Source organism: Nocardioides sp. URHA0032 (genome assembly GCF_000620645.1).
Lineage (GTDB): Bacteria > Actinomycetota > Actinomycetes > Propionibacteriales > Nocardioidaceae > Nocardioides.
Genome location: NZ_JIAV01000021.1, coordinates 75,085 through 90,820 on the forward strand (window position 1 = coordinate 75,085; position 15,736 = coordinate 90,820).

Here is a 15,736-nt window from a genome sequence, read left to right on the forward strand (position 1 = left end):
CCTACGTCGCTGAGGCGGTGGCGGGCTGCACCAGCTCCACGAGCACCCCGCCGGCGTCCTTCGGGTGGATGAAGTTCACGCGCGAGTCCGACGTACCGCGGCGCGGCTCGTCGTACAGCAGCCGCAGGCCGCGCTCGCGCAGGATCGCGCTGACCGCAGCCACGTCGGTCACCCGGTAGGCCAGCTGCTGGATGCCCGGGCCCTTGCTGCCGAGGAACTTCGCGATCGTGGAGTGCTCGTTCAGCGGGGCGAGCAGCTGGATGTGGGAGCCGGAGTCGCCGACGGCCATCATCGCCTCGCGGACGCCCTGCTCCTCGTTGACCTCCTGGTGCGCGAGGCGCATGCCGTACGCCTCCTCGTAGAAGGCGATCGCGGCGTCGAGGTCGGGGACGGCGATGCCGACGTGGTCGATCGCGGTGAACAGGTGGCTGGCGGCGGCGATGTCGTTCGGCGAGCTCATGCGGCACATCGTCGTACGACGACGGGGGCGCGGCGAGGGGGTGTGACATGTTCCACCCTCGCCGCGTCCCGGACGCGTGGGTAGGGTCGACAGCAGAACCACTCACGAGTCTCTGGAGGCCACCCCATGTCCGGTACGTCCGTCATCGTCGCCGGTGCGCGCACCCCGATCGGCCGCCTGTCCGGCAGCCTCAAGGACTTCTCCGCCGCGGACCTGGGCGGTGTCGCGATCCAGGGCGCCCTGGCGAAGGCAGGCGTCTCGGGCGACCAGGTCGACTACGTGATCATGGGCCAGGTGATCCTGGCCGGCGCCGGCCAGAACCCCGCCCGCACGGCGGCGGTCAAGGGCGGAGTGCCCATGAACGTCCCGTCGATCACCATCAACAAGGTGTGTCTGTCGGGGCTGAACGCGATCGCGCTGGCGGACCAGCTGATCCGCGCCGGCGAGGTCGACATCGTCGTCGCCGGTGGCATGGAGTCGATGACCAACGCCCCCCACTTCCTGCCGAAGTCCCGCGAGGGCATCAAGTTCGGTGACGTGAAGCTCGTGGACTCGATGGCGTACGACGCCCTGTACGACCAGGCCACGTCGCAGGCGATGGGCCTGCTCACCGAGGAGTGCAACGCCGCGGCCGCGAACCTGACCCGCGAGGAGCAGGACGAGTTCGCCGCCCAGTCGCACCAGAAGGCCGCGGTCGCCTGGAAGAACGGTGTGTTCGACGACGAGGTCGTGCCGGTCGAGATCCCGCAGCGCAAGGGCGACCCGATCCAGTTCACCACCGACGAGGGCGTCCGCGGCGACACCACCGCCGAGTCGCTCGGCAAGCTGCGCCCCGCGTTCTCGAAGGAGGGGACCATCACCGCCGGCTCGTCCTCGCAGATCTCCGACGGCGCCGCGGCCGTCGTCGTGATGAGCAAGGAGAAGGCCGAGGAGCTCGGCCTCGAGTGGCTCGCCGAGATCGGTGCCCACGCCCAGGTCGCCGGGCCCGACTCGACGCTCCAGCTCCAGCCCGCGGCCGCGACCGCGAAGGCCTGTGACAAGGAGGGCATCGCGCCGACCGACCTCGACCTCGTCGAGTTCAACGAGGCGTTCGCCGCCGTCGGCATCTCGTCGGCCCGCGAGCTGGGCCTGGACAACGCGAAGGTCAACGTGAACGGCGGCGCCATCGCGCTGGGCCACCCGGTGGGGATGTCCGGCGCGCGCGTGGTGCTGCATCTCGCGCTCGAGCTCAAGCGCCGGGGCGGCGGCGTCGGTGCCGCCGCGCTGTGCGGCGGCGGTGGCCAGGGCGATGCCCTGATCGTGCGTGTCCCGAAGGGCTGAGCAGGACGTCCCGGGTCTCGTCGAGCGCGCCCGCGCCGGTGAGGCCCGGGCCGTCGCTCGTCTGATCTCGCTCGTCGAGGACGAGTCGCCGCTGCTGCGCGAGGTGATGGCGGCGCTCGCGCCGCACACGGGCAACGCCCAGGTCATCGGCATCACCGGCTCGCCCGGCGTCGGCAAGTCGACGTCGACCAACGCGCTCGTGAGCGAGCTGCGCGCCAGCGGCAAGCGGGTCGGCGTGCTGGCCGTGGACCCGTCGTCCCCGTTCTCCGGAGGTGCGCTGCTCGGCGACCGGGTGCGGATGCAGGACCACGCGCTGGACCGCGACGTCTACATCCGGTCGATGGCCTCGCGCGGCCACCTCGGCGGCCTGGCGTGGACGACGCCGCAGGCGCTGCGGGTCCTCGACGCCGCGGGCTGCGACGTCATCCTCGTCGAGACGGTCGGCGTGGGGCAGAGCGAGGTCGAGATCGCCGGGCTGGCCGACACCACGATGGTGCTGCTGGCACCCGGCATGGGTGACGGCATCCAGGCCGCGAAGGCGGGCATCCTCGAGATCGGCGACCTCTACGTCGTGAACAAGGCGGACCGGGACGGCGCGGAGCAGGTGCGCCGCGACCTCCGCTCGATGCTCGCCCTCGCCGAGCGGCCCGAGGGCGCCTGGAGGCCGCCGATCCTGATGACCGTCGCCCAGAAGGGCGAGGGGCTGCCCGAGGTCGTCGCAGCGATCGACGACCACCGGTCCTGGCTCGACTCCAGCGGCGAGCTCGCGCGCCGGCGCAGCCGCCGGGCCCGCGACGAGATCGAGGCGATCGCCGTGACCGCCCTGCGGTCGCGGTGGGGCGACGTCCACGGCCGCTCCGAGCTGGACGAGCTCGCAACGGCCGTGGTGGCGGGCCGGACCGATCCCTACGCCGCGGCCGACGAGCTGCTGGCGACGTTCACCGACTGAGCCGGTCGCGGGCGGCCGGGCAGGAATGCCGCGGCCGCTGCGACAGCGACGGTGGTCGCGGCCAGGTAGAGCAGGCTGGCGCCGAAGGCGTCGACCATGCCCTCGTCGACCCGGCCGAAGAACACGATGCCGACCAGCGCCACGCCGAGGGCGTTGCCGACCTGCTGCACCGTCGAGGAGGTTCCGGAGACGGTGCCGGCGTGCCGGGACTCGACCGAGCCCATCACGGTGCCGACCGAGGCCGAGAGCACGACGCCCATCCCGAGCCCGCCCACGGCCAGCCCGGGAGCCAGCCACAGCCAGCTGCCCGCGACGCCGGCCTGCTCGACGGCTGCGAACAGCAGGAGGTGGCCCGCTCCGAAGGCGAGCGCGCCTCCGGCGACGGTGGCGCGGGCGCCGTACCGGCCGAGCAGCGCAGCCGCCCGACGGGTGCCGATCATGTACGGCGCCGCGACGACCGTGAACACGGCGCCGGAGGCGAGTGGTCCGAGGCCGCGACCGTCCTGCAGGTACAGCGCGAGCACCAGGAAGTACGCCGCCATGCCGCTGAACAGCAGCGCCTGGCCGAGGATCCCGACGCCCACCGGCCGGCTCCGCAGCGGGTAGGGATCGACCAGCGGCGGGACACCGCGGCGGCGCAGGAGTCGTCCGCGCAGCCAGGCCAGGTCGGCCAGCGCCACCGCTGCCGCGAGGAGGGCCCAGGTCCACAGGGGCCAGCCGTGGCGCTGCCCCTCGACCAGCGGCAGCACGAGCGCCGTCAGCGCGCCGACGACCAGCGCCGCCTCCAGCGGGTCGACCCGAGGACTGCCGGCCACGCGGGTGTCCGGGAGCAGCCGGGGCGCGGCCGCCAGGGCGGCCAGCCCGATCGGGACGTTGACCAGGAAGATCGAGCGCCAGCCGCTGCCGGCGACGTCGAGGTGGATCAGCAGGCCGCCGACCAGCTGCCCGGACGCGGCCGCCACCCCCATCACGGTCGCGTACGCGCCGAGCGCGCGGACCCGCTGCGGGCCGGCGTACACGTCGCCGATCAGGGAGAGGACGGTCGGGCCGATGGCGGCGGCCGCGGCACCCTGCACGAGGCGGGCGACGAGCAGCGTGGTCGCGTCCGGGGCGAACCCGCAGAGCGCCGAGCTGGCGACGAAGAGCGCGACGCCGAGCACGAACATCCGCCGGCGTCCCCAGCGGTCGGCGACCCGGCTCGCGACCAGCAGGAGGCCGCCGAAGGTGAGTCCGTAGCCGGCGACCAGCCACTCGAGGGCCGTGTTGTCGGCGTGCAGGTCACGCTGCACCGACGGCAGCGCGACGTTCACGACGAAGAAGTCGAGGACGATCAGGAAGGTGCCGGTCAGCAGGACGGCGAGCGGCCCGCGCCGGAATGCGGTGTCAGTCATGGGACCGTTCTCCGGCCTCCCGTAGCGGGAGGGTCAAGCGCTGGACTCTCCCCCGGGGGGAGGGTGCAGGCTGTCCGCCATGGACGGCCTGCTGAGCATCGGCGACTTCTCGCGGATGACGTTCCTGACCGTGAAGGCGCTGCGCCACTACCACGACGTAGGGCTGCTCGAGCCCGCGCGGATCGACGCGCACACCGGCTACCGCTTCTACCGGGCCGAGCAGGTCGCGCCGGCCCGGCTGATCCGTCGGCTGCGCGACCTCGACCTGCCCGTCGACGACGTGCGCCTGGTGCTCGCGGCGCCCGACGAGACGTCGCGGAACGCGGTGATCGTCGCCCACCTGGACCGGATGAGCCGCCAGCTGCGCGAGACCCAGGACACCGTCGACTCGCTTCGCCGGATGCTGTCCGCGGACGACGAGATCCCCGTCTCCTACCGCGACGAGTCGGCGACGACGGTGCTCGCGATCCGCGGCCACGTCGACGGGGACACGGTCGTCACCTGGTGGATGGAGGCGTTCACCGAGCTGCATCGGCTGCTGCGCGCGTCGGGCGTGGGGCGGACCGGCCCGGACGGCGCGACCTTCCCGACGGAGTTCTTCACCGACGGCGTCTCGGAGCTGGTCGCGTTCGTCCCGGTCGCCTCCGTGCCGCCGCTGCCCGGGCGGGTGGAGGCGATCCGGAGGCCGGCAGGACGGTACGCCGTCGCGACGTACGACGGACCGATGGTGGACCTCGACGGCGCGTACTCCGCGGTCGGTCGCAGGGTGACCGAGGAGGCGCTGTCCGCGGACGGGCCGGTCGTGGAGCGGTACCTGCCGCTCGGCGACGAGGATGATCTCATCAACCACGTGACGGAGGTCTGCTGGCCGGTTTGTCCCTAGTCTTCGGGGATGGGCATCGCCAGCGGTCCGATCAGCCAGGTCGCGTGGGTGACCGACGACCTCCACGCGACCGAGCGGCTGCTCTCGGAGCAGTTCGGGGTCGGCGCATGGACCCGGATCCCGGACGTCGTCTTCGGGCCGGACACCACGACGCTGCGGGGGGAGCCCGTCGAGATGGTGCTGCACGTGTCGCTCGGGTACGCCGGTGACCTCCAGCTCGAACTGATCCAGCCGGTCAGCGGGCCCGGCATCCACCGTGAGTTCCTCGACGCCCACGGCCCCGGCCTGCACCACGTCTGCTTCGAGGTCGACGACGTCCCGGCCGCGTGCGCGGCCGCCGACGCCGCGGGCGTCCCGGTGCTGATGCGCGGCTCGATGATGGACGGCGAGATCGAGTTCGCGTACGTCGACGGCTCCGCCGGCGGGGCGCCGTACGTCGAGCTGGCCCGGATCGGCCCGCAGATGCGGACGTACTACGACACGATCAGGAGCGCCGGGTGAAGGTCGCGCTGGTCACCGGAGCCGGCGACCGCTCGATCGGCGCCGCGACCGCAGGCGCGCTGCGGGCCCGCGGGTTCCGCGTCCTCACCACCACCCGCTCCTGCCCGATCACGGCCGACCACCACCCGCTCGACCTGGCCGACGCCGGGTCCGTGGCACGGCTCGCCGCCTGGGTCCCCGAGCGGCTGGACCTCCTGGTCAACAACGCGGGCATCCACCTCGACCTGCGCTCGAGGTGGACCGAGCCCCAGCTCGTCGACGGCCACGAGGTGCACTGGCGCACCAACTACCTCGGCACCGCCCAGCTCACCCGCCTGCTCCTCGACAACCTCCTCGAGTCCGGCGACGCGCGGGTCGTCAACGTGGTCTCCAAGCTGCACGACCGCGGCCGCAACGAGTGGCTGGTCGCCCCGGTGGCGCCGTACGACTCGTGGGCGGCGTACGGCACCTCCAAGCTCGCGCTCGTCCACGAGGCCGCCGAGATCGAGCGGAGGTACGGCGGTGTCGGGGTGCACGGCTACTCGCTGCATCCCGGCTCGGTCTACACCCGGATCGCGGACCGTGGCCTCGAGACCGCGCCGGTGCTGGGGAGGCTGCGCAGGCTCGCGGCTCCGATCGAGCGCCGCACCCTGCTCACTCCGGAGGTCGGAGCCCGCACCACGGTCTTCTGCGCCACGTCGCCGGACGCGCGGCCCGGGGGATACCACCGGCGCGAGGCCCCGGCCGAGCCGTCCGCTGACGCGCAGGACGCCGCCGTCGCCGCGAAGCTCTGGGACGAGACGTCGGCGTGGACGGCTAGCCTCCTGACGTGACCCTGCCGTTCGACCCCATCGACGAAGCCGCACGTCAGTGGGGCACCCACTGGGACCGGGTGCCGGCCATGCACGCCGTCACGTCGCTCATGCGCGTGCAGCAGCTCGTCATCGGCCGCCTCGATGCGATCCTCAGGCCGCACGGCCTGACGTTCGCGCGCTACGAGGCGCTGGTGCTGCTGGTCTTCTCGTCGCGCGGATCGTTGCCGCTCGGGAAGATGGGGGAGCGGCTGCAGGTGCACCCCACGTCGATCACCTCGATCATCCGGCGCCTCGAGGCCGCCGGGCTGGTCGAGCGGCGGGCGCACCCCGACGACGGCCGCGCGGTGCTCGCCGAGATCACCGACCGCGGCCGCGAGCTGGTGGAGGCGGCGACGAAGGACCTGGTCGCCGCCGACTTCGCCCTCGGCTCGCTGACCGACCGCGACCTCCGGTCGCTCTCCGACCTGCTCCGCCCCATCCGCAAGGCCGCCGGGGACTACTAGCCGTGACCACCGCCGACGACGTACGCCGGGTCGGCCTCGCCCTGCCCCGGACCTACGAGTTCTTCACCGGCGGCCGCGCCAAGCTCAAGGTCCGCCAGATCGTGTTCGTCGGGTTCTCCCAGGACGAGGCCGACATGGGGTTCGGCTACCCGAAGGACGCCCGCGACGGGCTGGTCGCGTCCGACCCCGAGACGTTCTTCCTGCCGCCGGCGCGCGACCTGCGCTACCAGTGGGTGTGCGCCCACCTGGACCGCCTGCACGCCGAGGAGATGCGCGAGCTGGTCACCGACGCGTGGCGGATGTGCACGCCGAAGATGCTCCACGACCTGCCCGAGATGTCACCGCCGACGGCGGCCGCGTGGAACGCGATGGACTCGGGCGACTGGGGCGGGCTGCGCGAGCTGCTCCATCCGTACCTGCACTTCGCGGACGGAGACGTCGTCCTGCGCGGCAGGACGAAGGTGCTCGCGCATCTGCGCGAGCACCCCGTCCCGCGCCCACCCTCCCGGACCGAGGTCCGGGAGGGACAGGTGTACCGCTGGTTCGGTCAGTGACCGAGGACGGCCTCCTGGGCGTTGACCACCCCGTAGCCGTCGACGGCGGACCAGCCCTGACCGAGCTTGTTCACGAACCGGCCCGTGAAGGTCTTGCCGTTCACGAGCGTCACCTTGAAGACCATGCCGCGGGTCTCCTTCTTGCCGCTCGGGATCGAGAACGCGCCGCCCAGCTCGTCGGCGTTGTTGCCCTCGATCGCCGGCAGGTCCGGCGCCCACAGCGCGGCGTCACGGTCGACGCCGAAGCCGAAGGACTGGCCCTTCCTGAGCTGCTTCCCGAACTTGACCGTCATGTTCTGGAAGACGCCCTTGGTCAGGCCCTTGAACCGGCCCGAGAACGAGGCCTTGATGCTGCCCCGCTGGATGCCGTGTGCCTGACCGACCGTGAACGGGAAGCCGCCGTCCCGGAACAGCTCCGGCTGGCCGAGGTGCCGCGGGTCGAACACGATGCCCTTGAGCGAGGTCGGGCTGGCCGTCTCGCCGAGGAACTGTATCGACGCGATCGGCTGCTTGCCCGAGTAGCTGACCCGGAAGAAGTTCCGGTCGGCCAGTGAGCCGGGCGTCGCGTTCCGTTCGTCACTGGAGCTGCCGACGGCCATGATCTTCAGGCCGTGCGCGGAGCCGCTCGACCGGAACGGGTCGAGGTCGTGGCCGAACGTGCTGTGCTCCAGGCGGGTCCGGACCTGGGCGGGGGCCATCGACCCCGGCCCGCCGGCCTTCTGGATCATCAGCGCCGCGATGGCTGCCGCGTGCGGTGCCGAGGCGCTCGTGCCGCCGAAGTTCGGGAAGTCGTCGCTGTCCCGCAGGTCGTCGGCGACGAAGAACGTCGTGTTGCCGCGGTCGGTCGCGGAGATCTCCGGCTTCATCCGGGTCTTCGGGGTGTCGTACCGGTTGCCCTGCGAGTCGAAGTACATCTTCAGCTTGCCGCCGGGCGAGGTGTACGGCTCGGGCAGGAACGCCTTGAACGGGTCATAGGCGCCCACGCCGATCGCGCCGGCCGCCGTCGGGTGGCCGAAGGTCGCCGGAGCGGACGGGTCGAAGTACTCCGACACGTAGATGTCGCCGTTCAGGATCAGGCGCAGGTGCGACACCTGGGCCGGGCCCGGGGTCGCGTCGGCGATCACGAGCTGGAGGTCCGGGACGCCGCTGATCGGCAGCACCTCGGCCGGCTGCCCGGTGAGCGTGTTGTCGTCGCCGAGCACGCCGTAGTAGGTGCCGTCGGGCGCGAAGGCGAGGACGTTGAAGTCGGTCGTCACGTTCGACGGGGCCAGGATCGGCTGCACCTTGACGGTGAAGTCGCCCTCGTCGCCGCTGAACCCGGAGATCTTGATCGTGTACTCGCCGGCCTGGTCCAGCGTCGTCGACAGCTTCTCGGGCGACGAGCCGGTGTCGATCGGGCCCACCTCGGTGCCGTCCGGCTTGACCAGGTCGAGGATCAGGTCGGTGGTGCCCGACGGGATGGCGTCGGTCGTGACCAGCACCTGCTTGCCGAGCTGGTCGGCGGTCGGGGTGAAGTGGAACACCTCGACGTCGTCGGGCGAGGTCAGCTCGCCGGTGCGCTCGAAGTAGGGATCGCCCAGGTCCGCGCCGTCGGCGTCGACCGGGTCGTTCCACTGGAGGTCGTACAGGCCGCCGGCCGCACCGAGGGCGAAGTCCTGCGCGATGTCCGTGCCGGCGCCGGGGTCCATGTCCTGGAGGCCGCCGGCGTACAGGGCCGGGTCGACGCCGCTGAAGTCCAGGTTGGTGTTCTTGAGGCCCTTGGCCTTGGAGACCAGGTTGACCTTGCCGTCCCACGCACCGTGGTCGCCCGCGTTGCCCGAGGACGAGAAGTAGCTGACGCCCTGCGCCGCGACGTCGTCGACAGCGTCGCCGATCAGGCCGTCTGAGAAGAACGGCTCGTCGAAGTAGCTGACGTCGTCGACGATCACGTCGGCCCCACACGGGCCGGCCGGATCGGCGAGTGCGCGGATGTTGTCCGCGAAGCCCTGGTCCCCGCTGAAGGCCGTGGCGAAGCAGAGCTTCGCGTCCGGCGCGACGTCGTGGACGATCTGCAGCATGCCGCGACCCTCGTCGGTGTCGGTGTCGGGGCTGTCGCCGTCCTGGATGACGACGACGGGCTGCGAGTTCTGCGGGTTCCCGGTGCCGGGCAGGTCGCCCGACGCGATGTCGTCGTCCGCGTGGATCGTCAGCGGGTCACCGAAGACGTCGTTGTTCGCGCTGTCGTAGGAGTCCGAGAGCACACCGACCGTCATGCCCTGGCCGCGCACGCCCTTGGCCAGCACCTTGTCGATGCGCTGGAACTTCACGCCCTGCGAGGTCGTCGAGCCCACATGGGTGATCGGCCTCAGCTCCTGCACCAGGGTGCCGGTGTCGTCGAGTGCCGCGAGGGACTTCATCGCCGACAGCGGCGCGAAGCCCTCGAGCGTGCCGACCTGCTTGTTGGTCGAGGTGACCACGAGGCCGAGCTTCTCGGCCTGCTTGCGGTACGCCGCGCGGTCCGTCCCGGCCTGCGGGGTCAGGTTGACCATGACCCGGCCCTGGTCGTCCCGGATGGACAGCGAGCCCTGGTCGACCCGAAGGCCGCTGCTACCTACCCGTGCCTTGCCCGAGCCACTGCTGGCGACCAACCGCCCGAGCCCGTTGCCGAGCGAGCGGTCGACCGACTTGCTGAACCCGTTGGCCGTGGGACGCGCGTCCGGCGGCGCCGACCCTTCGGCCGGGTTCAGCAGGGTGAGTCCGCAGACGACAGCGACCGAAGCCGCCACCGCCAGGGATCTACGTGTTCTCATCGAGATGCCTCCCGTTTACGTGATGTGGCTAACACCTGCAGCCGCGAGCACCCTACGTCGGACCTGGCCGTGTGGAACGGATAGTTGGATGTCCTACTATTTCTCTCATGAGCGCACGCGACCGCTGGCAGGCCCGCTACGAGAAGTCCCGCGTCCGGGAGGCCGACTTCACCACCCTGAGCGGAGTCCCCGTCGAGCCGGCGTACGGCGCCGAGGACTCGGAGTGGCCCGGCGAGTTCCCGTTCACGCGGGGGCTCTACCCGACCGGCTACCGCGGGCGGACCTGGACGATCCGGCAGTTCGCCGGCTTCGGCAACGCCCAGCAGACCAACGAGCGGTACCGGATGATCCTCGGCCGCGGTGGGGGCGGGCTCTCGGTCGCGTTCGACATGCCGACGCTGATGGGCCGCGACTCCGACGACCCGAAGTCGCTCGGCGAGGTCGGCCACTGCGGCGTCGCGATCGACTCCGTCGCGGACATGGAGATCCTCTTCGACGGCATCGACCTCGGCGACGTCACGACCTCGATGACGATCAGCGGCCCCGCCGTTCCCGTGTTCTGCATGATGCTGGTCGCCGCGGAGCGCGCCGGTGTCGACACCGGGACCCTCAACGGAACGCTCCAGACCGACATCTTCAAGGAGTACATCGCGCAGAAGGAGTGGCTCTTCACGCCCGAGCCGCACCTGCGGCTGATCGGCGACCTGATGGAGTACTGCGCGGCGAACATCCCGGCGTACAAGCCGCTGTCGGTCTCCGGGTACCACATCCGCGAGGCCGGCTCGACCGCGGCGCAGGAGCTGGCGTTCACGCTGGCCGACGGCTTCGGGTACGTCGAGCTGGGTCTCTCGCGCGGCCTCGACGTCGACGTGTTCGCCCCGGGCCTGTCCTTCTTCTTCGACGCGCACGTGGACTTCTTCGAGGAGATCGCGAAGTTCCGCGCCGCCCGCCGGATCTGGGCGCGCTGGATGCGTGACGTCTACGGCGCCAAGAGCGAGAAGGCGCAGTGGCTGCGGTTCCACACCCAGACCGCGGGTGTCTCGCTGACCGCCCAGCAGCCGTACAACAACGTGGTCCGCACCGGCATCGAGGCGCTCTCGGCCGTGCTCGGCGGCACGAACTCGCTGCACACCAACGCGCTCGACGAGACGCTCGCGCTGCCGTCCGAGCAGGCCGCCGAGATCGCCCTGCGGACCCAGCAGGTGATCATGGAGGAGACCGGCGTCGTGAACGTCGCGGACCCGCTCGGCGGATCGTGGTACGTCGAGGCGCTCACCGACCGGATCGAGGCCGAGGCGACCGCGATCTTCGACAAGATCCTCGCGATGGGCGGCTCGACGCTCACCTCCGCCCAGCCCGAGAAGATCGCCGAGGCGGTCCGGAACGGCGACTGGGTCGTCACCCGCGGCCTGCTGCGCGGCATCGAGGAGGGCTGGTTCATGTCCGAGATCGCCGAGGCGGCGTTCCAGTACCAGGTCGCGCTCGAGAAGGGCGAGAAGCGGATCGTCGGCGTGAACTGCCACGAGGAGTCCGTCACCCACGACCTCGAGATCCTGCGCGTCTCGCACGAGGTCGAGGTCGAGCAGGTCCGAGCCCTGTCCGCCCGCCGGCAGGGTCGCGACGAGGCCGCCGTCCGGTCCGCGATCGGCCGGATGGTCGACGCGGCCAGGGCCGACGAGAACATGATCGAGAGCATGCTGGACGCCTGCCGGGCCGAGGCCACCCTCGGCGAGATCTGCGACGCGCTGCGCGCCGAGTGGGGCGAGTACCGGGAGCCGGCGCGCTTCTGAGCACGTCCATGTGGCATGAGGTTCCTGCTGACGCTCGTGCTCCTGCTGTCACTGACCGCCTGCACCGACGACGGTGACTGGTGGTCGTCCCCTCCCGACGGCACGCGCTGGGTGGGGTACGACGGCGCGGTCGTCGCCGTACCCGACTGGTGGACGACCGGTGAGACGACGTGCGGCGCGCCGGTCGAGGACACCGTCTACTTCGACTCCGGTGCGGTCGTCGACTGCGCCGACCCCGACTACGACGCCACCGTCGACGAGGTGTCCAGCCTCGCCGTGCTCCACCACGACGGCGGGATCGACGAGGACGACCTCGACGGCAGCTGCCAGGAGTGGTTCCGGGGCGTCTGCCGGCGGATGTTCGCCGTCCCGGGCTCGGACGCCGTCTTCGCGGTGACGATCGACGAGGAGGGGGACGGCGACTTCGAGGAGATCCGCGACTCGGCGCGCGCCCTGCCTGACCGCGTCACGACCGTCCCGCTCGCGATCGGCGGCGCCGGCGGCTGGACGCCGACCTGGGGCGCGGAGCCCACGGTGGTCCGCGACCTGCGGAGGGCGATCGAGGCGGCCGGGCTCGAGGTCGAGGTCCAGGTCCTGGACCCGGACCCGAACGGCGACGTCGCCGACCTCGCCCCGGGCTCGCTGCTGGAGGTCCAGCCCGCGCTCGGTGCCCCGGTCGAGTCCGGGAGCACGGTGAAGGTCACCGTGATGGGGACTTCCGGCCCATGACCGGCTGACGGCGGGTCTGGTGGAATCGGGGCGTGGACCTCGCGCACGCCCTGGCCGCCCTGCCCGCCGACCCCCGAGTGGTCGTGACCGGGAACCACGCGACCCCGTGGCACACCCTCGGTCTCGTCGACGAGGCCCTCGACTCCTACCGGCTCTGGGCGCTCAACGGGCAGCCCGGCCTGCCCGACCGCGACGGCGTGGTGCTCGAGACGTCGTTCGTCGGGCCGGGCCAGCGCCGCAGCGGGCGGCTGTCGTACCTGCCCTCCCGGCTCTCGATGGTGCCGAAGCTGTTCGGCACCGCGCTCCCTCCGGACCTGGTCGTGCTGCACACCAGCCGGCCGCGCGACGGCCAGGTGTCGCTCGGGGTGGAGGTGAACGTGCTGCCGGCCGCGATCGAGGCCGCCAGGCGGAGGGGCGGACTGGTGGTCGCCCAGGTGAACGACCAGATGCCGTGGACGTACGGCGATGCGCTGCTCGACCTCGACCTCGTCGACGTGCTGGTGGAGGCGGACGCCCCACTCCCGAGCGCGCCGGCGAGCGTCATCGACGAGCACTCCGCCCGCATCGGCGCCCTGGTCGCCGAACGCGTGAGTGACGGGTCGACGCTGCAGGCCGGTATCGGCGCCGTACCCGACGCGACGTTGCACGGACTGACCAGCCGCAGCGGGCTACGGGTCTGGACCGAGATGTTCTCCGACAGCGTCCTCGCGCTCGAGAAGGTCGGCGCCCTGGACCGGACCGTGCCGATCGCGGCGTCCTTCCTCTTCGGCTCACCCGAGCTGCTGGCGTGGGCGGACGACAACGAGCGGATCCTGATGCGCCGCACGGAGGTCACCAACAGCCCGGCCAGGATCGCCCGGAACCAGCGCATGGTCAGCGTCAACACCGCCCTCCAGGTCGACCTCTTCGGCCAGGCCAACGCCTCCCGGATCAGCGCTCGGATCCACTCCGGCTTCGGGGGTCAGACCGACTTCTTCGTCGGCGCGATGCACAGCGAGGGCGGACAGGCCTTCATCGCGATGCGCTCTTGGCACCCCAAGGCCGACTGCTCGACGATCGTGCCGCTGGTCGACGAGCCCGTGACGTCGTTCCAGATGACGGCAGTGGTCACCGAGCAGGGGGTGGCCGAGCTCTACGGCCGCGACCAGCGGGAGCAGGCCAGGCAGCTCATCGAGCATGCCGCCCACCCCAGCGTCCGCGAGGAGCTGCGCGAGGAGGCCGTGGCGCTGGGTCTGATGTGAGGACCCGACCGGACCTCCCTAGGATTGGTCGCATGAGCCAGCAGCCGTTCTCCCGCCCCGGCGCCGTCGACCTCTCGGGCCTGTCCGGCGCCGCGCCGGGCGCCGCGCCCGCCGCGGCCTCCGCGGGCTCGTCGTACGCCGTCGTCGTGACGGAGGAGAACTTCCAGTCGACGATCGAGGCCTCCACCACGGCGCCGGTGTTCCTGGTGTTCTACTCGCCGACGCGGATGGCCGAGAGCGCCGACCTCGCGCGCGACCTGGAGACGCTGTCCGGCGAGTTCGAGGGCCGCTTCCTCGTGGGCCTCGTGGACATCGACGAGACTCCGCAGATCGCCCAGGCCATGCAGATCCCGTCGATCCCGCTGGTCGTCGCGGTCCTCGACGGCCGTCCGGCGCCGCTGTTCCAGGAGGTGCTGCCGCTCGATCAGCTGCGCGTCCAGCTCACCCAGGTGATGCAGCAGCTCACGGTCAACGGCGTCGCCGGCCGGCACCAGCCGCGGCACGTCGGCGGCGCCGCGGGCCACGACGGCGAGGAGCTGGTCGACCCGCGGTACGCCGCGGCGCAGGACGCGCTCGGCGACGGTGACGTCGACCGGGCGGTCGCGGAGTATCAGAAGCTCGTGGACGCCAACCCGGCCGACGCCGAGGCCGCCGCCGGCCTGGCGATGGCGAAGGTGCTGCAGCGCACCCAGGGCGTCGACCTCGACGCCGCACGGGAGGCCGCGGCCGCGAGCCCCGACGACGTCGACGCCCAGACGATGGTCGCGGACCTGGACCTGCTCGGCGGCCACGTCGAGGACGCGTTCGACCGGCTGGTCGGGCTGGTCCGTCGTACCGCCGGCGACGACCGGGACAGGGCGCGTGAGCACCTGCTCGGGCTGTTCGCGGCCGTCGGGAACGACGACCCGCGGGTGCTCAAGGGCCGGCAGAACCTGGCGTCTGCTCTCTTCTGAGGGCGTCGAGCACGGCGAGCACCGCGGGGGAGTCCGCCATGCTGCGCCGGTGGACGGCGATCACGTCGCGGGTCGGCTCGGGGTCGTGCGCCGGTACGCCGACCAGCTCGACGCCGAGCGGCTGGCGGCCCAGCCGGGGCACCAGTGCGATGCCGAGCCCCGCGCGCACGAGCGCGAGGTGGGAGTCGAACTCCATCGCGGTGTGGGCGATGCGGGGGAGCCGGCCGGTGCCGGCGTACATCCGGGTCAGCCACTGGCGGCAGATCGTGCCCTCCGGGGTGGCGATCCAGTCCTCGTCGACGAGGTCGTGCGGGGTCACCGCCGACCGGTCGGCCAGTCGGTGGGTGCGGTGCACGACCACGTCCGCGACGTCGCGGGCGACCACGGTCGCCAGCAGGTGGTCGGGGATCGCGATCGGCACGTCTCCCCATCGGTGCACGACGCCGAGGTCGCTCTGGCCGGACCCGACCAGGTCGACGGTGTCCCAGGGCTCCCGCTCGGTCAGCGACAGGGCGAGGTCGGGGTGGGCATCGCGCAGCGCGCGCACGACGGGTGCGACCAGCCCGCGCATCGCGGTCGAGAACGCCGTCAGCCGCAGCCGGCCGGCCACGGCGCCGGCTCGCCGGTGCAGCGTGGACTCGACCTCCTCGAGATCGGCGAGCAGCCGGCCGCCGGCGTCGACGAGATGGCGACCGTGGTCGGTGAGCATCACGCCGCGGCCCACCCGCTCCAGCAACGGGACGCCGGTCTGCTTCTCCAGCCGCTTCACCTGCTGAGATACCGCGCTGGGCGTGAAGCCGAGCGCGTCGGCCGCCGCGACGACCGAGCCGTGGGTGTCGACGGCCCGGAGGCTGGCCAGGGCCGCGAGGTCGATCATGC

At 72.0% G+C, this 15,736-nt stretch carries 15 protein-coding genes and 1 pseudogene; 11 read left to right on the plus strand and 5 right to left on the minus strand.

Annotation, left to right across the window (positions count from 1 at the left end):
* Position 1: 1 nt before the first annotated feature.
* Positions 2-460 (minus strand): methylmalonyl-CoA epimerase, encoded by a 459-nt coding sequence (gene mce, locus N538_RS0112485; protein ID WP_036570392.1) that lies wholly within the window; start codon positions 458-460, stop codon positions 2-4.
* Between the two features lie 126 nt (positions 461-586).
* On the opposite strand from mce, the gene N538_RS0112490 reads away from it, so the two are divergent.
* Positions 587-1,780, plus strand: a complete 1,194-nt coding sequence (locus N538_RS0112490; protein WP_028637585.1) for an acetyl-CoA C-acetyltransferase — start codon at positions 587-589, stop codon at positions 1,778-1,780.
* A complete protein-coding gene (gene meaB, locus N538_RS0112495; protein ID WP_028637586.1) occupies positions 1,764-2,729 on the plus strand; it encodes a methylmalonyl Co-A mutase-associated GTPase MeaB in 966 nt (321 codons plus the stop codon). The genes N538_RS0112490 and meaB overlap by 17 nt, the downstream gene beginning before the upstream one ends.
* Here meaB and N538_RS29615 read toward each other — a convergent pair.
* The gene (locus tag N538_RS29615) at positions 2,687-3,271 is read right to left on the minus strand and encodes an MFS transporter (protein ID WP_331279524.1); all 585 of its coding nucleotides are present in this window, start codon (positions 3,269-3,271) and stop codon (positions 2,687-2,689) included. The two genes, meaB and N538_RS29615, sit on opposite strands and share 43 nt — an antisense overlap.
* Positions 3,272-3,412: 141 nt before the next feature.
* Positions 3,413-4,126: pseudogene (locus N538_RS29620) on the minus strand (MFS transporter); the annotation flags it as partial.
* A 73-nt stretch (positions 4,127-4,199) separates the two neighbouring features.
* Here N538_RS29620 and N538_RS0112505 point away from each other — a divergent pair.
* From N538_RS0112505 to N538_RS29010, 5 genes are read left to right on the plus strand one after another with little or no spacing between them, the layout of a single operon-like run.
* Positions 4,200-5,003, plus strand: coding sequence for a MerR family transcriptional regulator (locus tag N538_RS0112505; protein ID WP_028637587.1), 804 nt, complete (start codon positions 4,200-4,202; stop codon positions 5,001-5,003).
* Between the two features lie 9 nt (positions 5,004-5,012).
* Complete coding sequence (locus N538_RS0112510; protein WP_028637588.1) at positions 5,013-5,504, plus strand: VOC family protein; 492 nt, start codon at positions 5,013-5,015, stop codon at positions 5,502-5,504.
* On the plus strand, positions 5,501-6,316 hold the full coding sequence (locus N538_RS0112515; protein WP_028637589.1) for an SDR family NAD(P)-dependent oxidoreductase: 816 nt from the start codon (positions 5,501-5,503) through the stop codon (positions 6,314-6,316). Before N538_RS0112510 ends, N538_RS0112515 begins: the two co-directional genes overlap by 4 nt.
* Positions 6,313-6,801: a MarR family winged helix-turn-helix transcriptional regulator gene (locus N538_RS0112520; protein WP_028637590.1), complete on the plus strand. Its 489-nt coding sequence runs from the start codon at positions 6,313-6,315 to the stop codon at positions 6,799-6,801. Before N538_RS0112515 ends, N538_RS0112520 begins: the two co-directional genes overlap by 4 nt.
* A 2-nt stretch (positions 6,802-6,803) precedes the next feature.
* Positions 6,804-7,355 carry an MmcQ/YjbR family DNA-binding protein gene (locus tag N538_RS29010; RefSeq protein WP_197025330.1) on the plus strand — a complete coding sequence of 184 codons (552 nt, stop codon included), beginning with the start codon at positions 6,804-6,806 and terminating at the stop codon, positions 7,353-7,355.
* On the opposite strand, the gene N538_RS28445 is transcribed toward N538_RS29010, so the two are convergent.
* Positions 7,349-10,144 (minus strand): S8 family serine peptidase, encoded by a 2,796-nt coding sequence (locus tag N538_RS28445; RefSeq protein WP_155992081.1) that lies wholly within the window; start codon positions 10,142-10,144, stop codon positions 7,349-7,351. The genes N538_RS29010 and N538_RS28445 overlap by 7 nt on opposite strands.
* 107 nt (positions 10,145-10,251) lie before the next feature.
* Here N538_RS28445 and N538_RS0112535 point away from each other — a divergent pair, with 107 nt between their 5' ends.
* The 4 genes from N538_RS0112535 to N538_RS0112550 are packed head-to-tail and all read left to right on the plus strand — an operon-like array spanning position 10,252 to position 14,857.
* Positions 10,252-11,934, plus strand: coding sequence for an acyl-CoA mutase large subunit family protein (locus N538_RS0112535; protein WP_036570395.1), 1,683 nt, complete (start codon positions 10,252-10,254; stop codon positions 11,932-11,934).
* Positions 11,935-11,949: 15 nt separating this feature from the next.
* Positions 11,950-12,663 carry a PASTA domain-containing protein gene (locus tag N538_RS0112540; protein WP_028637593.1) on the plus strand — a complete coding sequence of 238 codons (714 nt, stop codon included), beginning with the start codon at positions 11,950-11,952 and terminating at the stop codon, positions 12,661-12,663.
* A 32-nt stretch (positions 12,664-12,695) separates the two neighbouring features.
* Positions 12,696-13,904, plus strand: a complete 1,209-nt coding sequence (locus N538_RS0112545; RefSeq protein ID WP_028637594.1) for an acetyl-CoA hydrolase/transferase family protein — start codon at positions 12,696-12,698, stop codon at positions 13,902-13,904.
* 32 nt (positions 13,905-13,936) lie between these two features.
* Positions 13,937-14,857, plus strand: a complete 921-nt coding sequence (locus tag N538_RS0112550; RefSeq protein WP_028637595.1) for a tetratricopeptide repeat protein — start codon at positions 13,937-13,939, stop codon at positions 14,855-14,857.
* On the opposite strand, the gene N538_RS0112555 is transcribed toward N538_RS0112550, so the two are convergent.
* Positions 14,820-15,734, minus strand: coding sequence for a LysR family transcriptional regulator (locus N538_RS0112555; RefSeq protein WP_028637596.1), 915 nt, complete (start codon positions 15,732-15,734; stop codon positions 14,820-14,822). The two genes, N538_RS0112550 and N538_RS0112555, sit on opposite strands and share 38 nt — an antisense overlap.
* Positions 15,735-15,736: the final 2 nt, after the last annotated feature.

Coding starts and splice junctions, on each gene's coding strand:
- N538_RS0112490 (WP_028637585.1), top strand. CDS start 587: ATGTCCGGTACGTCCGTCATCGTCGCCGGTGCGCGCACCCCGATCGGC.
- N538_RS0112550 (WP_028637595.1), top strand. CDS start 13,937: ATGAGCCAGCAGCCGTTCTCCCGCCCCGGCGCCGTCGACCTCTCGGGC.
- N538_RS29615 (WP_331279524.1), bottom strand. CDS start 3,271: ATGGCGGCGTACTTCCTGGTGCTCGCGCTGTACCTGCAGGACGGTCGC.
- N538_RS0112510 (WP_028637588.1), top strand. CDS start 5,013: ATGGGCATCGCCAGCGGTCCGATCAGCCAGGTCGCGTGGGTGACCGAC.
- mce (WP_036570392.1), bottom strand. CDS start 460: ATGAGCTCGCCGAACGACATCGCCGCCGCCAGCCACCTGTTCACCGCG.
- N538_RS0112535 (WP_036570395.1), top strand. CDS start 10,252: ATGAGCGCACGCGACCGCTGGCAGGCCCGCTACGAGAAGTCCCGCGTC.
- N538_RS0112505 (WP_028637587.1), top strand. CDS start 4,200: ATGGACGGCCTGCTGAGCATCGGCGACTTCTCGCGGATGACGTTCCTG.
- N538_RS0112555 (WP_028637596.1), bottom strand. CDS start 15,734: ATGATCGACCTCGCGGCCCTGGCCAGCCTCCGGGCCGTCGACACCCAC.
- N538_RS0112540 (WP_028637593.1), top strand. CDS start 11,950: ATGAGGTTCCTGCTGACGCTCGTGCTCCTGCTGTCACTGACCGCCTGC.
- N538_RS28445 (WP_155992081.1), bottom strand. CDS start 10,144: ATGAGAACACGTAGATCCCTGGCGGTGGCGGCTTCGGTCGCTGTCGTC.